This is a genomic window from Mycoplasma tauri (assembly GCF_016925555.1).
Classification (GTDB): domain Bacteria; phylum Bacillota_I; class Bacilli_A; order Mycoplasmatales; family Metamycoplasmataceae; genus Mycoplasmopsis; species Mycoplasmopsis tauri.
The window spans coordinates 15,360-33,344 of the sequence record NZ_CP070479.1 but is presented as its reverse complement, the minus strand read 5'-3'; the positions used below and the strand labels follow the sequence as shown (position 1 = coordinate 33,344).

Sequence of the window (17,985 nt, the reverse complement as noted above, 5' to 3'; positions counted from 1 at the left end):
TTAAATTTGAATAAAAAAAATACTATATATTTGATTTAATATTTATTATAATAACAATATGTTTAGGAAAAAAGTAACATTAGGTTGTGAAAAATGTTTTAGTTTAAATTATTCAATTAAGAAAAGTATAGGCAATGAAAATAGATTAATATTAAAAAAATTTTGCCCAAAATGTAATGAACACACTATGCACAAGGAAGAAAAATAATGAAAAAGCAAGAAAAAAAGAAAAAATATTATGTTCGTAAATTTATTAAAGAACTAAAAAGAGTTAGATGGCCTTCTGCTAAAAAAAGCTGGGCATCATTTGTGCAAGTTATAATATTTACTATTATTTTCACACTTATTGTTATTGGTTTTTTCACACTAGTGGGTTTAGCTTTCACAAAAACAGGAATAAATTCAGGAGGAATACATAATGCGTAATTTTCAATGATACATGATAAGCACTGTTTCAGGTAAGGAAGACAAAGTTGTTGAATCTTTAAAAAACAGAATTGTTAGTGAACAAGTTGATGATTGTTTTAATGAAAATGCCTGTGAAGAAGGCGCTTTTAAAATTTTTAAAAAACCTGTTTTGACTGCAAAAGAAGCAGAAAAAAAAGCTCTTGGAGAACCTTATAAAATTAAAATGAACAATATTTATAATGGATATATTTTTATAAATATGGATATGACTGACCAAGCTTGATTCGTCGTGCGTAACACTCAATATGTTACTGGACTAATAGGATCGGCCGGAAAAGGAACAAAACCTACTCCTGTAAGCAAAAGAGAAATAGAAGCATCATTCCATAAAGAGAAACAATTAATTTCTGACTTTAAAGAAGGAAAAATTGAAGGTAAATTCTTAGTTGGTGAGATTGTTGAAATTATTGATGGTCCTTTTAAAGGCACAATTGGTAAGGTTTTAGAAACATTTGATAACATTAAAAAAGTAACAGTGGAAGTTGAACACTTTGGTAAAAAAGTACCAACCGATTTTGATTATTCTGTTGTTGAATCTCAAGAGGCTTAAGAATCCAGATTTTTCTGGTTTTTTTATTTAAAAACATAAAAAAAAGATGTATTGGAGGATTTCGCAAAGTGAAAACAAAGATATATTCTAATAAAAATCCTAAACTGATTCTAAAAAAATATAATGAGTTGATTAAAAAATCAGCTATTAGTAAAAATATAATACCTACTGGGAAAAATAAAAAAACTCTTTTTGAAATAATCATAATGTTCTTTATAAAATGAATAATGATCATAACCGCCTCAAAAAGAATTAAACGAAATAAAACAAAAATAAATGAGTTAATCAACAGAGTTTATGTAAAATTTACCGGCCGCGACTTTGTTTTTATACCAATTTCGTTTGCTTTTTATATGTTAATTTCATTTATTCCTATAATAGCAACTGTTTATCACTTATTAAAATTTGTGAATTTTAATGGAGACTATCACACTCTATTCGATCAAGAGATATTACAGAAGATAATACCTGGATTAGGTTCCTTTACACAGTTTTTACCTAATTCCTTTGAAACTGGAACATATATGGTTATCGTAATTTTATTCATTTCATCTATTCTAATATCATCAGGAGGATTTGCGAGATTCTCATACAGTATAAATTACATTTACCGTCATGAAACAACTGGAAACTGATTTATAAATAGGGTTAAGGGTTTTTTTACTGTTTTATTCATAACTATTTTTATTTTTGTATCAGCATTTGTTTATTTATCAATTTACAAAAGCTTAGGATTAGATAAGTCTTCTGAACTTTATAAAAATTTATTTTTTTATATTTTCTTTTCTATCTACTTAATGATCAATTTATATGTGGGGTTAGGTTTGCTTTTTAAGCATGCTCCTGCTTTTAAAATTTCATGATCTTTTATATCGCTAGGAGTATTAATTGCTGCAGTTCCAACAATGATTTTTATCACATTTTTTGGATATTTAACATCATTGATTGATTATAAAAAATTTGGAACTTTTAGTGTTTTTATGTATATTGCATTATTAGTATCGACAATGTCATATTTTATTTATTTAGGAATAATAGCAAACGAGGGCTATTACAAAACTTTTCATTCAAGATACACTGTTCCTAAAAAAATATGATTCAAAAAGATTATTAAAACAAAAAATTATTAAAAAGTATTTTTGTGACTTTACACACTATAAGATACTTTTTTTATTTTTAATTTATAATTGAATTAATAAAATATCAAGGTGGTTTTTATGGATAAAATTTATAAATACAACAGAATTTTAATAAAACTTTCTGGTGAAGGTTTAGTCAATAAAGAAAAAAAATTGGCTATAGATTATGATATGGTTGAAGACATAGCTCGCCAATTAAAAATAATATCTGAAAAAGGTATCCAAATCAGTATTGTAATTGGAGGGGGCAATTTTTGAAGAGGCGCAAGCGCTGAAAAAAATGGAATACCCAGAAATAGGGCAGACTATATTGGTATGCTAGCAACAATTATGAATGGTTTGGCACTAAAAAGTGGATTTGAAAAAGTTGGACTAAAGGCTCGTGTTCAATCTTCACTTATTGTTGATCAAAAAGTAGCTGAAAACTATATAAATGAAAAAACTATAAAATATTTAAAAGAGGGCGAGATAGTTATTTTTGTTGGCGGCACTGGAAGACCATATTTTACAACTGACACAGCTGCTACATTGTTTGCATCAGAAATTAAAGCTGACGTTATTTTAATGGGCAAAAATGGAGTTTCTGGTATTTATGATTCTGATCCAAAATTTAACCCAAATGCTACAAAATTTGACAAAATTTCATATGATGACGTTTTAGATAAAAAACTTCAAGTTATGGACTTAACTGCAACAAGCATGGCTCGTGATAATAAAATTAATTTAATTATTTTCAATATAAATGAAGAAAACTCAATTATTCGTGCAGTTGAAGGAAAAATTGATCACACAGAGGTAACTAACTAATGGACTTAAATTTATATATTTTAAAAATTGAAGATGATTCTGAAAAAGTTATTAATCATTTAAATTTTGAACTTTCAAAAATTTCAACTGGTAGAGCTAATCCACAATTAATAAAAGGCATCAGAGTTAACTATTATGATGCTCCCACCCCTTTAGAAGAATTAGCTTCTATTAGCGTTCCTGAAGCTCAACAATTATTAATAAAACCATACGACATATCATGTATAAGAGATATTATTAAATCCATAACAAATGCTTCATTAGGAATTAATCCAGTAGATGAAGGAAATCAAATAAGAATTAAATTCCCACCATTAACAACTGAGAGAAGAAAAGAGCTTGTTAAAAGTCTTTCAAAACATGCTGAAAATGCAAAAGTTGGAATAAGAAATATCCGTCAATCAATAAATAAAATTATTAAATCTGAAGATGAAATGTCAGAAGATGAAGAAAAAAGAGCTCTTGCTGAAATTCAAAAATTTGTAGATAAGAAAATTTCTGAAATTGATTTAATAATTTCATCTAAAGAAAAAGAAATTATGCAAATATAATTGAATATTTCTTTTCTTGTTAAAAGCAAATTTCCTGTATGAACAGAACAATTTAAAAATTTTATGGCCAGGCAATTAAAATAAATTAACCTAAACTAATAAAATATTTTTCCAAATTAACCTTATATTGTATAATAATTTTGCTTGTGGCACCATAGCCAAAAGGCCAAGGCACGAGTCTGCAAAACTCTGATTACCGGTTCGAGTCCGGTTGGTGCCTCCATTTATATGCGCCCATAGCTCAATTGGACAGAGTGTTTGGCTACGGACCAAAAGGTTAGGGGTTCGACTCCTCTTGGGCGCGCCATTTCAACGTTCGTTGACTTTTAAACCAGATAAATTCTGGTTTTTTTATTTTCTATATTTTTTTTCAAAATAGAATAGCATCATATACTTACAAACCATATAAAAAAGTAAATTTGTACAAATCATCAAGGAATAAATAAATTAATCTTAAGCGGTCTAAAAAGTGTTATCAATAATTCTAAAAAATTATCAAACCACATATAAATACTATTTAAAAAAGATAAATTTCAGAACGCAAAAATAGAAATAATATATAGCGCCTCAAATAATGGCGACAATATAATTCCAAATACAAAACTTAAAGGATTATAGTATTTACTTATTTTTAAAGTTAGTGGTATGTTAAAAATATAAACAAGTATAAATATAACTATTGTTTTTGTTATTTTATTATTTATATGTAAAAAATTATTCAAAAGTATTATTAAAAGAGCGCAATAATAGGAAAAAATAAAACTTAATGAAAACATGCTATTTGGATTAATTAAAAATGTAATAATTAGTGATATATTTCATCCGTCCAAAAGCTTAAATTTATAATTTTTGATTTGTTTTTTTGTGCTTACAAAATTCATTATAAAGCTTCTTAATGCCGACATATAATTATTTATCAATGTTATATATGCAAATAAAAAACTATGAATAATATAAATAAATTTAGAATTCTTTTTAGTTAAAGGTTTAAACAAAAAACCTATAATTAAGAATAATATGTCAAAATGTATTCCTGAAATTACAAGTAAATAGGGGGACATTTAAAAGACTTACTTTAACACTTGCAACTTTGTAATCATCTATTCCAAATAATAAAGTTTTTCAATATTGTAAAAAATATGGATATCTATACCCATAACCTCTAATTTTTTCAAAAATACTAAATTTTGGTCATGAAATTAAATTAATCCTTGGTTCATTAATAATATACTTTATTGATGATGATAAAATGAATGATTTATCTAAATTAATTTTTTCTAAATCATTTGATAAATTCCCTGAAACAGATATATATGAGCCCTGGATAACAGGAGTGCTAGTCATATGATCATTATAGAAAACAATAATATTATTTTTGTTATTTTCTATTATAAAATAGTTATTATTTGTTTTTATAACATAACCCTTAATTAAATATAATCCATTGTCAATTTTGGTCTGAAAAAAATACGGCAAATAAATAGAAAAGTAAATAAAAATTCCTAATAGACCAACCCCTAAAGCTTCTCACTTGTTACAATATAGATAGAATGATAATAATAAAAATAAAATTATAAAGATAATTGATTCAATTTTAGTGTTCAAAATACAATGAACTAAAATTGGAAAAATAAAAGCCAATAAATAAAAATTTATACGATCAGAACTTCTTGTATTCTTTTTATTGTTTTTTGACCTATTCCTTTTATTTTCATAATATCTTGTCATGTAACTATATGTTTCACCTTTCTCAATTCATATAATTTTTCAGCATATTTTTTATGTAATCCAACACTTATTAATTCTTGAGGCGAAGACAAAGTTTTTCATTCAATTTTTCTTTTGGGTTCTGAAAATTTTAAAAAAGGTATAAATATTTTTTCATTTTTGTCAAATTTTTTATTAACATCAAATTTTGAAATATCTGCTCCATCAATTCTTACCTTATCTATAATTTGTTTAAAACTAACACCTTTTTTAAAATAATGCTTCCCAGGAAAAAGCACGGCACCTTTAACTTCAATCATAATAAGACTATTATTTTCATTACTTATCCTATTAATTTCTACAGAATGTTTCTTCCATGCAATAGTAGAGGAAACACCAATTATGCCAAATGCCAGCACAGAACCAATTAATCATTTTTTCATCATCGCAAAATTACAGTTATCATTTAAGAAAATCTTTTAAAAAAACGGAAAAAAATGGGAAAAAGAAGCACTTTTTCCCAAAAAACATTTTATTTATATGAACTTATAAAATCTAATAAATTTTCTACTTTTTTATCATGATACATCACATTAATAATGCTTTTTAAAAAAGGAACATCAATTTGTAAATCATGAATTATTTCTTCCAATATTTTGGCTGCAAAATATCCCTCTACAGTTTTTAAATTTTTCTCAAATGCTTCTTTAAAACCTAATTCAGCAATGTCTTGACCAAATTTAAAATTTCTGCTTTTTGGACTTGAGCAGGTTAAGAAAATATCACCAACTCCAGCAAGTTCAAAACCTAGATTGTCTCTACCTTTTGGTTCTATTCTTTTATAAACATTATGAATTTCTTTTATACCTATTGCAAGTAAAGCTGCTTGTGTATTTTCAGATGTATAAATGGAACTTATTATGCCAATGCCAATAGCAAGTACATTTTTAATAGCTGCAAATAATTCTGAACCTTTTTCATCAATATTTGTAATGGTTCTAAAATAGTCATTATTAAACACACTTGATACTTCTCTTAAAAATTTTTTATTAGGACCAACAATGTTAACCATTGTAAGGCATTTATCAAATACTTCTGTAGCAAATGATGGGCCAATGATAGTACAGTAATTCTCTATATTATCTCCAAATTCATCCTTCAACACATTAGAAAAAAACTTTTTACTTTTAGACTCTATGCCTTTTGCGACATTTATTAATTTAATTTTTTTATCTTTAATAATCTCTTTAATTTGCTTTAAAACAGGCAAAATTGCTGCTGATGGAACACTTAAAACCAAATAATCGAAATCACTTAAAGCTTCAGATAAATCAATAGTTGCTTTTATATTTTTTTCATTATCGAACTTTTTATTGTCAAAATATTTGGAGTTAATGCCTGAATTTATATCTTCAATTTCAGACTTATCAATACCTCATAATGTAACTTTGTGATTATTACTTGATAAAACATTAGCAAGAGCGCTACCTCAAGAACCTGAGCCAATAAATGTTATTTTTTTAATCATAGTTTTTTCCTTTTTTGACTATTTTATTGATCTTTAAGTAAATTATATAATTTTAAAACACAATTTAAATCTAGTTGTTGTATACGTATATTTTCATCCAAATTAAGTTTTTTAAACGTATTTAAAATATCTTCTTTTTTATATTTTTTAGAAAGAGATCAAATTAATTTTTTCCTCCTTGCTAAAAAACATAATTTAAAGAACTCTTTTATTCTATCAAAATCATCATCCTTTTTTTGATAAAAATAAAAACTTACGATTGCTGAATCAACTTTTGGAACTGGTGTAAAATTATCCTTCTTAACAATGAGTTCTTTTTTTACTTTTGCAACATATTGACAACTTAAACTAAGTTTTGAATATTCACTACTATTAATCGTAGCAACTATGCGATCAGCAACTTCCTTTTGAACCATTAAAACAGCTCTTTTAAACAAAAATCTATTATCAATTATTTTAAAAATTATTTCGCTTGTTATGTAATATGGTATATTTCCTACAATTTCAAATTCTTTATAATCACTTAAATTGCTTTCAAGAAAATCTTCATTAATAATTTTATTTTTAATGCCATCAAATACATTTATTTGATTTAGATAATTTATCATATCTGTATCAATTTCAAATGCAATTAATTTTGAAGATTCTTTAACTAATTCCTTGGTTAAAGCCCCCATTCCAGGGCCTATCTCGATAATTTTTTTATTTTTTGGACTTATTATTGAAACTATTTTGTTTATTATCCCTTGGTTATTTAAAAAATTCTGACCATATTTTTTCTTTGCTTTAATGTTTTCTTGATACATTTAGTTTGAATAATTCCTTTGCATTTTTTAAAACTTGATCAGCAAATTTTTCTATTGGCATTTTCTTAATTCCGGCAATAAAATTAGCTGTGTGTATTACATAATTTGGATAATTTTTTTCTCCCCTTTTACTTGCAGGTGGCAAATAAGGAGCATCAGTTTCAGTTAAAATTCTATCTACAGGCAGTCACTCAATAACATCAATTAATTCTTTGCTATTTTTATAAGTTGAAATAGCACTAAAACTGAAGAAACACCCTATTTCATAGAACTTCTGGGCTCAAAATAAATTTCCACTAAACGTGTGAATCATAAAACGTACATTAGGAAATTTTCTAAGTGTTTCATATAAATCTTCATATGAATCACGCATATGAATAACTACTGGCAAATTGTATTTTTCTGCAACTTTTATTTGTGAAATAAAAGATTCCATCTGAACTTCTTTATTTGTCTCAGGATAATAATAATCTAACCCTATTTCACCAATTGCAACAACATCATTAGTGATTTGGCTTTCAATTATTTCAGCATCTTTCTTACCTGTAGAAACATTAGGGTGGACTCCAATAACAGGAAATGTATAGTCGAATTTTTTGCATATTTCTAATACTTCTAGATTTTCTTTGGGATCACAACCTGTAACCAACATGACTGCAACTCCTTTATTTCTAGATTTAGAGATAACTTCTAAATTATTTTCATAATAACACTTAATTGGATGTGTATGACAATCAACATATTTGATTCCCATTTGTCCTCCTTATTTTCCCAAACAAAAATGCTTAAACATATCATCTAATAAATCTTCATTATCTGATCTTCCTATTATGTCAGCAATGCTCGATCAAGCTTGTCTAATATCAATAATAACAACATCTAAATCATAACCATCTTCAATTGCTTTTATTCCATCTTTAATTGAATTATAGGCTTTTTTGATTAAAGCAAGTTGACGAGAATTATTCAAATAATTAGCATTATTGAGGTCTATACTTTTGAAAGAATCTACTAATGAATCTTTGAGATTCTCAATATCATGATTTTTTGTGCTTATATAAATTGACTCATCATTTAAATCTTCTGAATTGAGTAAATCTTTTTTGTTTATTACAGGAATATAAATTTTATTTTGTTCTTTTGCTTTATTTTTAATATTAAAATCAAATTCATTCTCAGTGTTGCTAGCATCAAAAACATGTACAACCACATCTGACAATGCTAATTGCTCATAAGATTTATCTATTCCGATTTTTTCAATCTTTTCATTCGTTTTTCTAATTCCTGCTGTGTCAATAAATTTAAAAAGAAATCCCTTATATTGTCATGAAGCTTCTACAATATCTCTTGTTGTTCCAGGTATATTTGTAACAATGGCTTTTTCTTCATCAATCAATGCATTTAAAAGTGAACTTTTTCCTACATTTGGCCGTCCAACAATAGCAACTTTGATACCATCAAAAATAAGTCTTGAAGTTTCACTGAGTTCAATAGTATGAGCTATTTTTTTGTTTAATTGAATAAGCCTATCTTTTAATTGCTCATTAAAAGGATTTTCAAAATCATACTCTGGATAATCTATGGAAACTTCCATTTCGCCTATAAAATAGGCTAATTCGCTTTTTAATTCATTAATGTAATCTGATGTTTTGCCGCTAAATTTTTTTATTGCTAAATTAGTTTGACTAGTTGTTTTAGCATGAATTAATTCATTTATTGCCTCTGCTTTTATAAGGTCCATTTTACCATTTAAAAAACTTCTACGACTAAACTCGCCAGGCTCAGCAAGCCTTGCTCCATTTGCTAATAAAAGTTCTAAAATTTGATTGGTTACAACAACCCCTCCATGGCAATTTATTTCTACTGTATCTTCACCCACAAAATTATTATTTCCTATGTATCACATACATAAAACTTCATCTATTACTTCATTGTTATTTGTATTATCAATAATTTTGCCAAATGTTATATTTTGATTCTTACCAACTTTTCCAGTAAAAACTTTTTTAACTACTTCAATACTATCGCTACCACTAACACGAATAATAGAAATAGCTTGATTAACTTTCCCGCCTGAAGAGATTGCAGCTATTGTATCATTTATCATAATATTAAATTTTACAACATAAAAATAGCAAAACAATTTTTAGCAATAAAAAAGCAAATAAAAAAAAGCGAAAAACGCTTTTTTATAGGCATTATTGTAATTTTGCAAAGTATGTTAATGTTCTAATTAATTGAGCTGTATAAGACATTTCATTGTCATATCATGCAAAAATTTTGTACATTTTTTCACCATTAGATTTCTTAACCTTTGTTAATGTTGAATCAAAGATTGAACCATAGTGTGAGCCAATAACATCTGATGAAACAATTTCATCTGTTTCATATTTAAGAGTTTCGTTTTCTGATTTTCTAAATGCTTCATTAATTTCTTCAATAGTAACATCTTTTTCAAGTTGCACTGATAAATCAACGAATGAACCAGTAATTGTAGGTACTCTAAGCGCGAAACCATCAAGTATACCATCAGCTTCTGGAACTACAAGTCCAATTGCTTTTGCTGCACCTGTTGAAGCAGGAACAATATTATGACTAGCAGCACGAGCTCTACGTAAATTTCCTTTACGGTGTGGACCATCTTGTAACATTTGATCACCTGTGAATGAGTGAACAGTAGTCATGAAACCATTTTTAAGACCAAAATTATCAACTAAAACTTTAACAACTGGTGCTAAACAGTTTGTTGTACATGACGCCGCTGAAATAATTTCATCACTAGCATCAAGTGTGTCGTGGTTTACATTAAATACTATTGTTTTCATGTCTTTTCCAGCAGGCGCTGAAATAATAACTTTTTTAGCTCCAGCTTCAATGTGTTTATGTGCAAGATCCTTCTTAACAAAGAAACCTGTACATTCAAGAACAATGTCAATTCCTAATTCTTTTCATGGCAATTGTGCTGGGTCTTTTTCACAGAAAACTTTAATTTCTTTTCCGTTAACAACAATCGCATCTTCTTTAACACTAACATCTGCTTTTAATGGTCCAAATGCTGTGTCATATTTTAATAAATGTGCAAGCATTTTAGGATCTGTTAAATCATTTACTGCAACGATTTCAACATCTTTGTTTTGTGTTTCTAATATGTAACGTAGTGATAAACGACCAATACGTCCGAATCCGTTGATTGCTACTCTTTTCATAATTCTCCTTGATAGATGATTTTTTTATTTTTTACTAAATATTAATTTATTTTTATTATAAGTTAATAAACATTCACATTTGCCGTAAAGATTAAAAAAAATTAAAAAAATGTGGTAATTTTTACTTAAGAAATTAAAATAAAAAAAATTGCATAAAAAGACTATTTTATAGCTAGTTAAGCAATTTTTTCACACCCCATATATGGAATTAATTTTTTAGGAATAGTTATTGAGCCATCTGAATTTTGATAATTTTCAAGAATTGCAGCAATTAATCTATCAATTGCAAGACCAGAACCATTCATTGTATGAGCAAAATTAATGTTTCCGTTATCGTCTTTATATCTAATCATTGCTCTTCTTGCTTGGAAATCACCCATATATGAAACTGAACTTATTTCTCTAAATTTTAATTCTGAAGGTAATCAAGCTTCAAGATCTATGGTCGTTCTTGCCGAAAATCCAAGATCTCCAGTGCATAATTGTAATTCACGATAAGGAATTTCTAACTCTTCTAATACAGTTTTAGCTTGAATTAACATTTGATCAAATTCAGTTTTTCAATCTTTTTCGCTAGTTATTTTAACTAATTCTACTTTTTTAAATTGGTGGTTTCTTATAATGCCTTTCATGTCTTTTCCGCCTGAACCTGCTTCAGATCTAAAACATTCTGTAAATCCTGTTAATCTAATTGGCTTAGATAAATCAATAATTTCATTATTGTAAAAATTAGTTATAGGCACTTCAGCAGTTGGTATCAAATATAAATTATTGCTTTCCATATAGAAAAGATCTTCTTTAAATTTAGGCAACTGTCCTGTGCCAAACAAAATTTCTGGCTTTACTAAAACGGGAACAGCGCATTCTAAATAACCATTTTCTGTATGTAAATCTAACATAAAATTCATGAGGGCTCTAGCTAATTTTGCGCCTAAACCTTTATAAATAACAAATCTTGACCCCGATAATTTAACTGCTCTTTCAATATCAATAATGTCTAATTTTTTTGCAATCTCATAATGTGGAAGTACATTAGAAACAAGTTTTCTGCCAATTTTATCCCTTACATTTATTATAATATTTGAATTTTCATCAGCCCCGATAGGTACACTTTCAAGAGGAACATTTGGTATTGTGTGTAGAATTTTTTGTGACTTTTCATCACATTCATTAGCTTCCTTTTCAAGTAAAACAACTTCATTTTTTAACTCACTTGCCTTATTTTTTAGCTCATTAAGCAACTCTTTGTTGTCTTTGTTTTTGCCTATCTCTTTACTAAATTTTGAAAGTTCTGCTCTTTTTTGTTGAGATTTAAACATTATTGATCCTCTTTTTTCTAGAAGAAAAACTAACTCATCAAAAATTTTCATATCAAAATTTCTTGACTCTAAACCTTTTCGAATTTTATTAATATCTTCGACTATTTTTTTGATATTTAACATAATATTCCACCTTGTATTTTGAATAAGATTCTTATGTATTATTATATTATTTTAATAAATATTAATTTAGATTATTATCATTTTTTTATTTAATAAAGAAGCTAAATATTAATTATTAATTCTTTCAAAATATTTTTAAACATAAAATTATTTTTTTTTACTAAAAAGTCTATAAAAAAGGTATATTAGAAATAATATAATTTATTTTTTAATATTTACTAAGCATTATTTCTCAACGCCATAATATCAAAATAAAATATTTTTTAATTTTGATCTTTTTTATATAATAGAATAATATTATTATTTATTATTAAATTTAATCTAATTAAAATAGGGAGGGAACATGAGTTTAAGAACATATCAACCTAAGAAAAGACAAAGAGTTAAGGTTCACGGTTTTCGCGCAAGAATGGCAACAGAAAACGGTAGAAAAGTTTTAGCTGCTAGAAGAGCTAAAGGCAGAACAAGACTTACTGTATCAGACGAAAAATAATACTTTAAGTTATGAAAAAAATATATAGGCTAAGGAAGAGCCAAGACTTTGATGAAATAATAAAGTCTAAAAAACAAATATCAAATAATTTCTTAGTGCTTTATTATGCAAGAGCCGATAATTTTAAATTAGGCATTACAATTCCTAAAAAATTTTGCAATGCTGTATTAAGAAATTATTATAAAAGACAAGTTAAAGCCATTGTTCATTCATTAAATATTTATGATTTGAATTTTCATTGTGTGTTAATTTTAAGAAAAAGTTTTCTTAAAAACAACTTTGAAACCAAACAGGAATCTGTGAATAAAATTTTTAAAAAGCTTGTCAATACAATAAATAAAGAAGTTAAAGATGACAGAATATAGATCGAACAATTTTAACCAGTTTTCACACGGTGAAAAAGAAAGACAAAAGAAAAAAACTATTTGAAAGAAAATTTTATTCTGATTAAAAATAGTTCTTTATGTTTTTCTTTTTGGTATTACGATGACAGGTTGCGTTCAAAGCTGCGTGATTAAATCATCAAATCATACCGGTAATGGTATAGAATTTTTTCCAAACAAAAATGAAGTTCCGCCTCGTGTAGAAACTTTAATAGCAGACACAAAAATTAGTGATGAAGATAAAAATATTTTGCAAAAAAATAATTCATTAAATGAATTATTTGCATCAAATGATGTTTTAAGATTCAAAAATGAGGAATTGTTTAACTATCATCTATCTTACAAAAATAACAAAGATATAATTGATGGCATTAGAAAGCAACATGGCGATTCTTATGGAGCATACAAAAATTGAAATTCTGCTATACAATTAAGAAATCAAGATAAATCATTATTTGACGATCAAGTAATCGTAAACACACAAACAGCTAAACCTGGCTCAAATGAAAAATCTAATAAGTTTCTTTTTGCTACTAAACCATTAGAAAGTAAAAATAACTTTAATTATCAAACAATTTATGATAATTACAAAGAATGAAACTTTATAGACCCAAGTTTTGATTTCAACAAATATTTTAAATATAATCAAGAACAAGATAGATATATTGTAAATACAGAAAAATTTAAAAATGGTACTTTTGTTGAGAAATTCCTTATTGGCAGTGGTAAAAATAGTCAATCTATTGAATTTGAAAAACCTATATCTTATTTAACAATTACACCTGACAATAATTTTGAACAATATGCTAAATATCGTCGTGACATTTTTGAAACATTAGCACTAAAAACTTTTGAGTCAAAAAATTCTAAATTTTATAAATCTGCTTTAGATGAAATTAACAATAACGAAATTATTAAAAAAGAAATGCTTAATGCAGGAATTTCAGCAAATAATGGTCATTATACATTCAATGATCTCACTAAATTTGTTGTTAAACAATTAAAAGAAAATTCTAACAATTTTAGCTTAAGCCCTAAAGTGTTTCTTGCACTTAAATATTACACAAGCGCATTAAGCGAATATACCAAAATTCTTGAATTCAAACCTTTGAATAAAGCTTCACCTTTAAAAGAAGATATTATTAGAAAAATTGAAGACAAAAAAACTGAATTCTTGAAACAAAATGACATAGATAAAAAGAATAAAATCAAACAGGAAATTGAAGAATTAGAAGGTTACTTATCAAATAATATCAATTTCTATTATGCTGCTCCTGGAACGGTATTAACATTTGATAGTAATGCTATTGAAAATGTGCCATTTGCCGGAGATGAATATCAAAGAGTTATCTATGATTGAAATACTTCTTGAAAACTTGGTCCATTCTATGGATTAGTTGTATTTCCAATAGCATGAGTAAGCTCTCTTTTAGCAAGAGATATGCCTATCTTATCAGGATGAGGAACCGTTTTTGTAATTTTAATAATTACAGTTGTTATTAGATTATTAACCTTAGGTTTAACATTCAAACAAACAATTAACCAATCAAAACAAGAAGAAATTAAATCCAAAAAAGCAAAAATTGATGCAAAATATGCTGACTTTAAAAACAATAAGCAAATGAAAGCAAGACAACAACAGGAAGTAGCTGATTTATACAAGAAAAATGGAATAAATCCGCTTGATGCCTTTTTAACAATATTAATATCATTCCCTCTTTTCTTTGCTATTTGACGTGTTATTCAATCATTACCAGAATTTAAATCTACTACACTGTTAGGCATGTCATTTGCCGAAACATCATGAAGAAGACTATTTTTTAACGCAGAATGACAATATTTAATAATATTAACTACTGTTGCAATAGTTCAAGGAATTTCACAAATGTTGCCATTTATATTAAATAAGAAAAAATTCAAACAAAGAACAACTATTGAAGAAGCAAAAGCATTAAAGAAACAAAACAAAACTCAAAAAATTATGATGTTTGTATTCTTCTTTATAACGCTTATTTTCACCGCTGGTGTTCAAGTTTATTGAGTTATTTCTGGTTTATGAACAATAGCACAAACATTAGGAATTCACTATTTTAAAAAGTCAAACTACTATAGAAGAAAGTACATAAACAAAATAAAATAATTGTACTTTTGAATTATGCACCAAGATAAAAATTCAAGGTGCATTTTTAATTTTTATATATATAATTACAAATTTATATATTATATTTATATTAAACAATTAAAATATTGTTAATTTGCAAGAAAGAAAAATATGAGCAAAAAAATTAATATTTTCAATGAAACAATTCACTACTTTGAAGAAGAAAATACTGACAATAAACCTATAGTTTTATTTGTGCATGGTTTTGGCGATAAATCTAGAACAATTTTGCCTATTAAAGCTATAAAAAAGAGAAATTATGTAATTTGTGCATTAGATATGCCCGGGTGTGGATTTTCAACAAGCAATCATAGACCTGTCACTTTGGAATACTATGCAAGTGTTCTACGTGAATTTATTCTCAAAGTGTTCCACAACAAAAAAATTAACTTGTTATCTCACTCACTTGGATCTTTTGCTTGTTTAAAAAATTTAAATATGGAAAATGTTAATAATTATATAATGCTAACTCCTTTTAATTACAATACTGGGCAACTAGAAAATGGAGATTTAAATATTAATTTATTACTTCCAAAAAATGAAAGTCAAGCTAAAAAATCTTTTCTAAGTCTGTTTTATAAACCTAATAAATCAATTTTAAAATCTATTGATAAAGTAATTGAAAGTCATATGCTTAAAAGCAAAGACAATATTGAAAAATTTTCGTATATGATTGAAAATCAAATTTTAAATAAGAAATATCTTGAAGATGTAGTAAAGCCTTTATATTTAAACGCTGTTAAACCTTTTCATTTAGTCTTTACAAAAGAAGATAAATTTGTTACAGAATGAGAAATGAAAATATTATTAAAAGATATGCCGAATATTCCATACTCAATTATTAAAGAATGTGGACATGCAGTCTTTGCTCAAAAACCTGAAGAAATCAATGAAATCATTATAAATATTATAAGTAATGAAATAAACAAGGAGTAAATTTATGGATAAACTTTTTGAAATATTTTTTGTCAATAAAGATAAGCCTCTTTCAGCTTGATTCATTATTATTTTTGGGCTTTTAGGTTGTTCTGCAACAATTCTTCTCGGGTTGCCGCAAGCAATACATTTATTTAAAAACAAAAAATCTGGAAATGTTAAATATTACTCATATTGAACATTCTTTGTTGGAATTTTAGGATGAATTTTTATAGGATCATTTGACCCAAGCCAAAAGAATTTTGTGTTGGTTATAGCTAATATAATTTGTGGTTTTATTTATATTTTTGTAATTTGATTTATATACAGATATGCTGAAAAACCAAAAAATAAAAAACACCAATGAACTGCTTTATCAATAAGCTTTTTACTACAATTGTTCACATCGATTATTGCTATTTGTGCCCTTAAACAAGAATGAAAAGTAAATAAACTAGTGCAAGCTGTTATTGGCCAAATTGTTCCAATTTTAACAACTTTTGCATTTCTACCACAATTATTAAAATCATTTGAAACTAAAGATTTTTCTGGAATGTCAATTGGCATGGTCATAATGTTTGTTGTATCAAATATTTTTTGATGTTCTTATTGGATTTCATTTATAGAAAATGCTGGTCCAGAACAACAATATTTAAGTGCTATTACATGACAATTTTTATCATTATTTATATATTGTTCTCAATTAATATTTATGACTATTCATAACAGAAAAAATAAAAATAATAAAACTTTATAAACGTAAGAAGGATTTAAAATGTACAAATCAAAATTATCTATTAAAGAAACTCAAAAAGCAATACAAGATCTTAAGTTTGCTTTTACCAAAAAATTAAATAAAGAATTAAATCTTACACGTGTTTCTGCGCCATTATTCGTTAAATCAAACACAAAAATAAATGACGGCTTAAATGGTGAAACTCCTGTAGTTTTCAAACCTAAAAATTGAGATGAATCACTAGAAATAGTTCATTCATTAGCAAAATGAAAAAGATATGCGCTTAAAAAATATGACTTTTCATCTGGTGAAGGTCTTTGAGCAGATATGAACGCAATTAGAAAAGAAGATGATATAGATTACAAACATTCAATCTATGTCGACCAATGAGACTGAGAATTAATAATAAAGAAAGAAGAGCGCAATTTAGATTTCTTAAAATTTATTGTAAATACAATTTTTAAATCTATTAAGTATGTTGAAAACAAAATAGTTTTTAATTATCCTTCATTAAGTTTAAAATTACCTCAAAAAGTAACATTTATAGATTCAAATGATTTGTACAATAGCTACCCTTCTTCGTCTCCAGAAGAAAGGGAAAACATTGTTGCTAAAAAATTTGGTGCTGTTTTTATTTATAAAATTGGATACAAATTACCCGATGGTGTCCCACAATCAAAAAGAGCTTTTGACTATGATGATTGGGAACTAAATGGAGATTTAATTTTCTATGATTCTATTAATGATGCAGCACTTGAAATTTCATCAATGGGTATCAGAGTTGACGCTAAATCTTTGCAAAAACAATTTAAATATAGCAACAAAAGTAAAAATGATCTTGGAGAATATCATGAAATGATACTAAATAATACATTGCCCCTCACTATTGGTGGTGGCATTGGTCAAAGCAGATTGAGTATGTTTTTACTTGAAAAAAAACATATAGGTGAAGTCCAAGTTAGTGATTGGCCTGAAGATTTAAAAGAGTCTTTAAAAAATGATGGCATTCAAATTTTATAATTTTATTTTTAAGCCTATTTTATAGGCTTTTTTTATTATTTAATTAATAGTAAAAGAATAAAAATTAATTATT

21 protein-coding genes and 2 tRNA genes are annotated in these 17,985 nt (G+C 26.5%); 14 read left to right on the top strand and 9 right to left on the bottom strand.

Features of this window, described 5'->3' with window-relative positions; genetic code table 4:
* Positions 1-58: 58 nt before the first annotated feature.
* From rpmG to JS510_RS00145, 8 genes are all read left to right on the top strand, one after another.
* Positions 59-208: a 50S ribosomal protein L33 gene (gene rpmG, locus JS510_RS00180; protein WP_205517368.1), complete on the top strand. Its 150-nt coding sequence runs from the start codon at positions 59-61 to the stop codon at positions 206-208.
* The gene (gene secE / locus JS510_RS00175) at positions 208-426 is read left to right on the top strand and encodes a preprotein translocase subunit SecE (RefSeq protein ID WP_205517367.1); all 219 of its coding nucleotides are present in this window, start codon (positions 208-210) and stop codon (positions 424-426) included. The genes rpmG and secE overlap by 1 nt, the downstream gene beginning before the upstream one ends.
* Positions 419-1,018 (top strand): transcription termination/antitermination protein NusG, encoded by a 600-nt coding sequence (gene nusG, locus JS510_RS00170; RefSeq protein WP_205517366.1) that lies wholly within the window; start codon positions 419-421, stop codon positions 1,016-1,018. The genes secE and nusG overlap by 8 nt, the downstream gene beginning before the upstream one ends.
* Before the next feature lie 68 nt (positions 1,019-1,086).
* Entirely contained in the window at positions 1,087-2,148 is a 1,062-nt protein-coding gene (locus tag JS510_RS00165) for a YhjD/YihY/BrkB family envelope integrity protein (protein ID WP_205517364.1), read from the top strand.
* Between the two features lie 87 nt (positions 2,149-2,235).
* Positions 2,236-2,964: a UMP kinase gene (gene pyrH, locus JS510_RS00160; protein ID WP_232841184.1), complete on the top strand. Its 729-nt coding sequence runs from the start codon at positions 2,236-2,238 to the stop codon at positions 2,962-2,964.
* Complete coding sequence (frr, locus tag JS510_RS00155) at positions 2,964-3,515, top strand: ribosome recycling factor (RefSeq protein WP_205517363.1); 552 nt, start codon at positions 2,964-2,966, stop codon at positions 3,513-3,515. Before pyrH ends, frr begins: the two co-directional genes overlap by 1 nt.
* 148 nt (positions 3,516-3,663) lie before the next feature.
* Positions 3,664-3,738: transfer RNA gene (locus JS510_RS00150), tRNA-Cys, on the top strand.
* Between the two features lie 7 nt (positions 3,739-3,745).
* A tRNA-Arg gene (locus tag JS510_RS00145) sits at positions 3,746-3,822 on the top strand.
* Between the two features lie 19 nt (positions 3,823-3,841).
* Here the strand turns inward: JS510_RS00145 and JS510_RS03370 are convergent.
* The 9 genes from JS510_RS03370 to serS all read right to left on the bottom strand — a co-directional run bounded on the left by JS510_RS03370 (position 3,842) and on the right by serS (position 12,204).
* Positions 3,842-4,576 carry an MAG0480 family ComEC-like protein gene (locus JS510_RS03370; RefSeq protein WP_205517362.1) on the bottom strand — a complete coding sequence of 245 codons (735 nt, stop codon included), beginning with the start codon at positions 4,574-4,576 and terminating at the stop codon, positions 3,842-3,844.
* Complete coding sequence (locus JS510_RS00135) at positions 4,503-4,859, bottom strand: hypothetical protein (protein WP_205517361.1); 357 nt, start codon at positions 4,857-4,859, stop codon at positions 4,503-4,505. The genes JS510_RS03370 and JS510_RS00135 overlap by 74 nt, the downstream gene beginning before the upstream one ends.
* A 308-nt stretch (positions 4,860-5,167) precedes the next feature.
* The gene (locus tag JS510_RS00130; protein ID WP_205517360.1) at positions 5,168-5,665 is read right to left on the bottom strand and encodes an MAG0490 family ComEA-like DNA-binding protein; all 498 of its coding nucleotides are present in this window, start codon (positions 5,663-5,665) and stop codon (positions 5,168-5,170) included.
* 89 nt (positions 5,666-5,754) lie between these two features.
* The gene (locus tag JS510_RS00125; RefSeq protein ID WP_205517359.1) at positions 5,755-6,750 is read right to left on the bottom strand and encodes an NAD(P)H-dependent glycerol-3-phosphate dehydrogenase; all 996 of its coding nucleotides are present in this window, start codon (positions 6,748-6,750) and stop codon (positions 5,755-5,757) included.
* A 23-nt stretch (positions 6,751-6,773) separates the two neighbouring features.
* On the bottom strand, positions 6,774-7,556 hold the full coding sequence (gene rsmA, locus JS510_RS00120; protein ID WP_205517358.1) for a 16S rRNA (adenine(1518)-N(6)/adenine(1519)-N(6))-dimethyltransferase RsmA: 783 nt from the start codon (positions 7,554-7,556) through the stop codon (positions 6,774-6,776).
* A complete protein-coding gene (locus JS510_RS00115) occupies positions 7,537-8,310 on the bottom strand; it encodes a TatD family hydrolase (protein WP_205517357.1) in 774 nt (257 codons plus the stop codon). Before JS510_RS00115 ends, rsmA begins: the two co-directional genes overlap by 20 nt.
* Before the next feature lie 9 nt (positions 8,311-8,319).
* The gene (gene mnmE / locus JS510_RS00110; protein ID WP_205517356.1) at positions 8,320-9,663 is read right to left on the bottom strand and encodes a tRNA uridine-5-carboxymethylaminomethyl(34) synthesis GTPase MnmE; all 1,344 of its coding nucleotides are present in this window, start codon (positions 9,661-9,663) and stop codon (positions 8,320-8,322) included.
* Positions 9,664-9,754: 91 nt separating this feature from the next.
* Positions 9,755-10,765 carry a type I glyceraldehyde-3-phosphate dehydrogenase gene (gap, locus tag JS510_RS00105; RefSeq protein ID WP_332873708.1) on the bottom strand — a complete coding sequence of 337 codons (1,011 nt, stop codon included), beginning with the start codon at positions 10,763-10,765 and terminating at the stop codon, positions 9,755-9,757.
* Positions 10,766-10,938: 173 nt separating this feature from the next.
* Positions 10,939-12,204 carry a serine--tRNA ligase gene (gene serS / locus JS510_RS00100; RefSeq protein ID WP_205517354.1) on the bottom strand — a complete coding sequence of 422 codons (1,266 nt, stop codon included), beginning with the start codon at positions 12,202-12,204 and terminating at the stop codon, positions 10,939-10,941.
* 343 nt (positions 12,205-12,547) lie between these two features.
* Between serS and rpmH the strand changes: the two genes are divergently transcribed.
* From rpmH to JS510_RS00070, 6 genes are all read left to right on the top strand, one after another.
* Positions 12,548-12,697, top strand: a complete 150-nt coding sequence (rpmH, locus tag JS510_RS00095) for a 50S ribosomal protein L34 (protein ID WP_205517353.1) — start codon at positions 12,548-12,550, stop codon at positions 12,695-12,697.
* An 11-nt stretch (positions 12,698-12,708) separates the two neighbouring features.
* On the top strand, positions 12,709-13,062 hold the full coding sequence (rnpA, locus tag JS510_RS00090; protein ID WP_205517352.1) for a ribonuclease P protein component: 354 nt from the start codon (positions 12,709-12,711) through the stop codon (positions 13,060-13,062).
* Entirely contained in the window at positions 13,049-15,220 is a 2,172-nt protein-coding gene (yidC, locus tag JS510_RS00085; RefSeq protein ID WP_205517351.1) for a membrane protein insertase YidC, read from the top strand. The genes rnpA and yidC overlap by 14 nt, the downstream gene beginning before the upstream one ends.
* Before the next feature lie 132 nt (positions 15,221-15,352).
* A complete protein-coding gene (locus tag JS510_RS00080; protein WP_205517350.1) occupies positions 15,353-16,177 on the top strand; it encodes an alpha/beta hydrolase in 825 nt (274 codons plus the stop codon).
* Positions 16,178-16,181: 4 nt separating this feature from the next.
* A complete protein-coding gene (locus tag JS510_RS00075; protein WP_205517349.1) occupies positions 16,182-16,913 on the top strand; it encodes a PQ-loop domain-containing transporter in 732 nt (243 codons plus the stop codon).
* Between the two features lie 18 nt (positions 16,914-16,931).
* Entirely contained in the window at positions 16,932-17,912 is a 981-nt protein-coding gene (locus JS510_RS00070; RefSeq protein ID WP_205517348.1) for an aspartate--ammonia ligase, read from the top strand.
* The last annotated feature ends 73 nt before the right edge of the window (positions 17,913-17,985 follow it).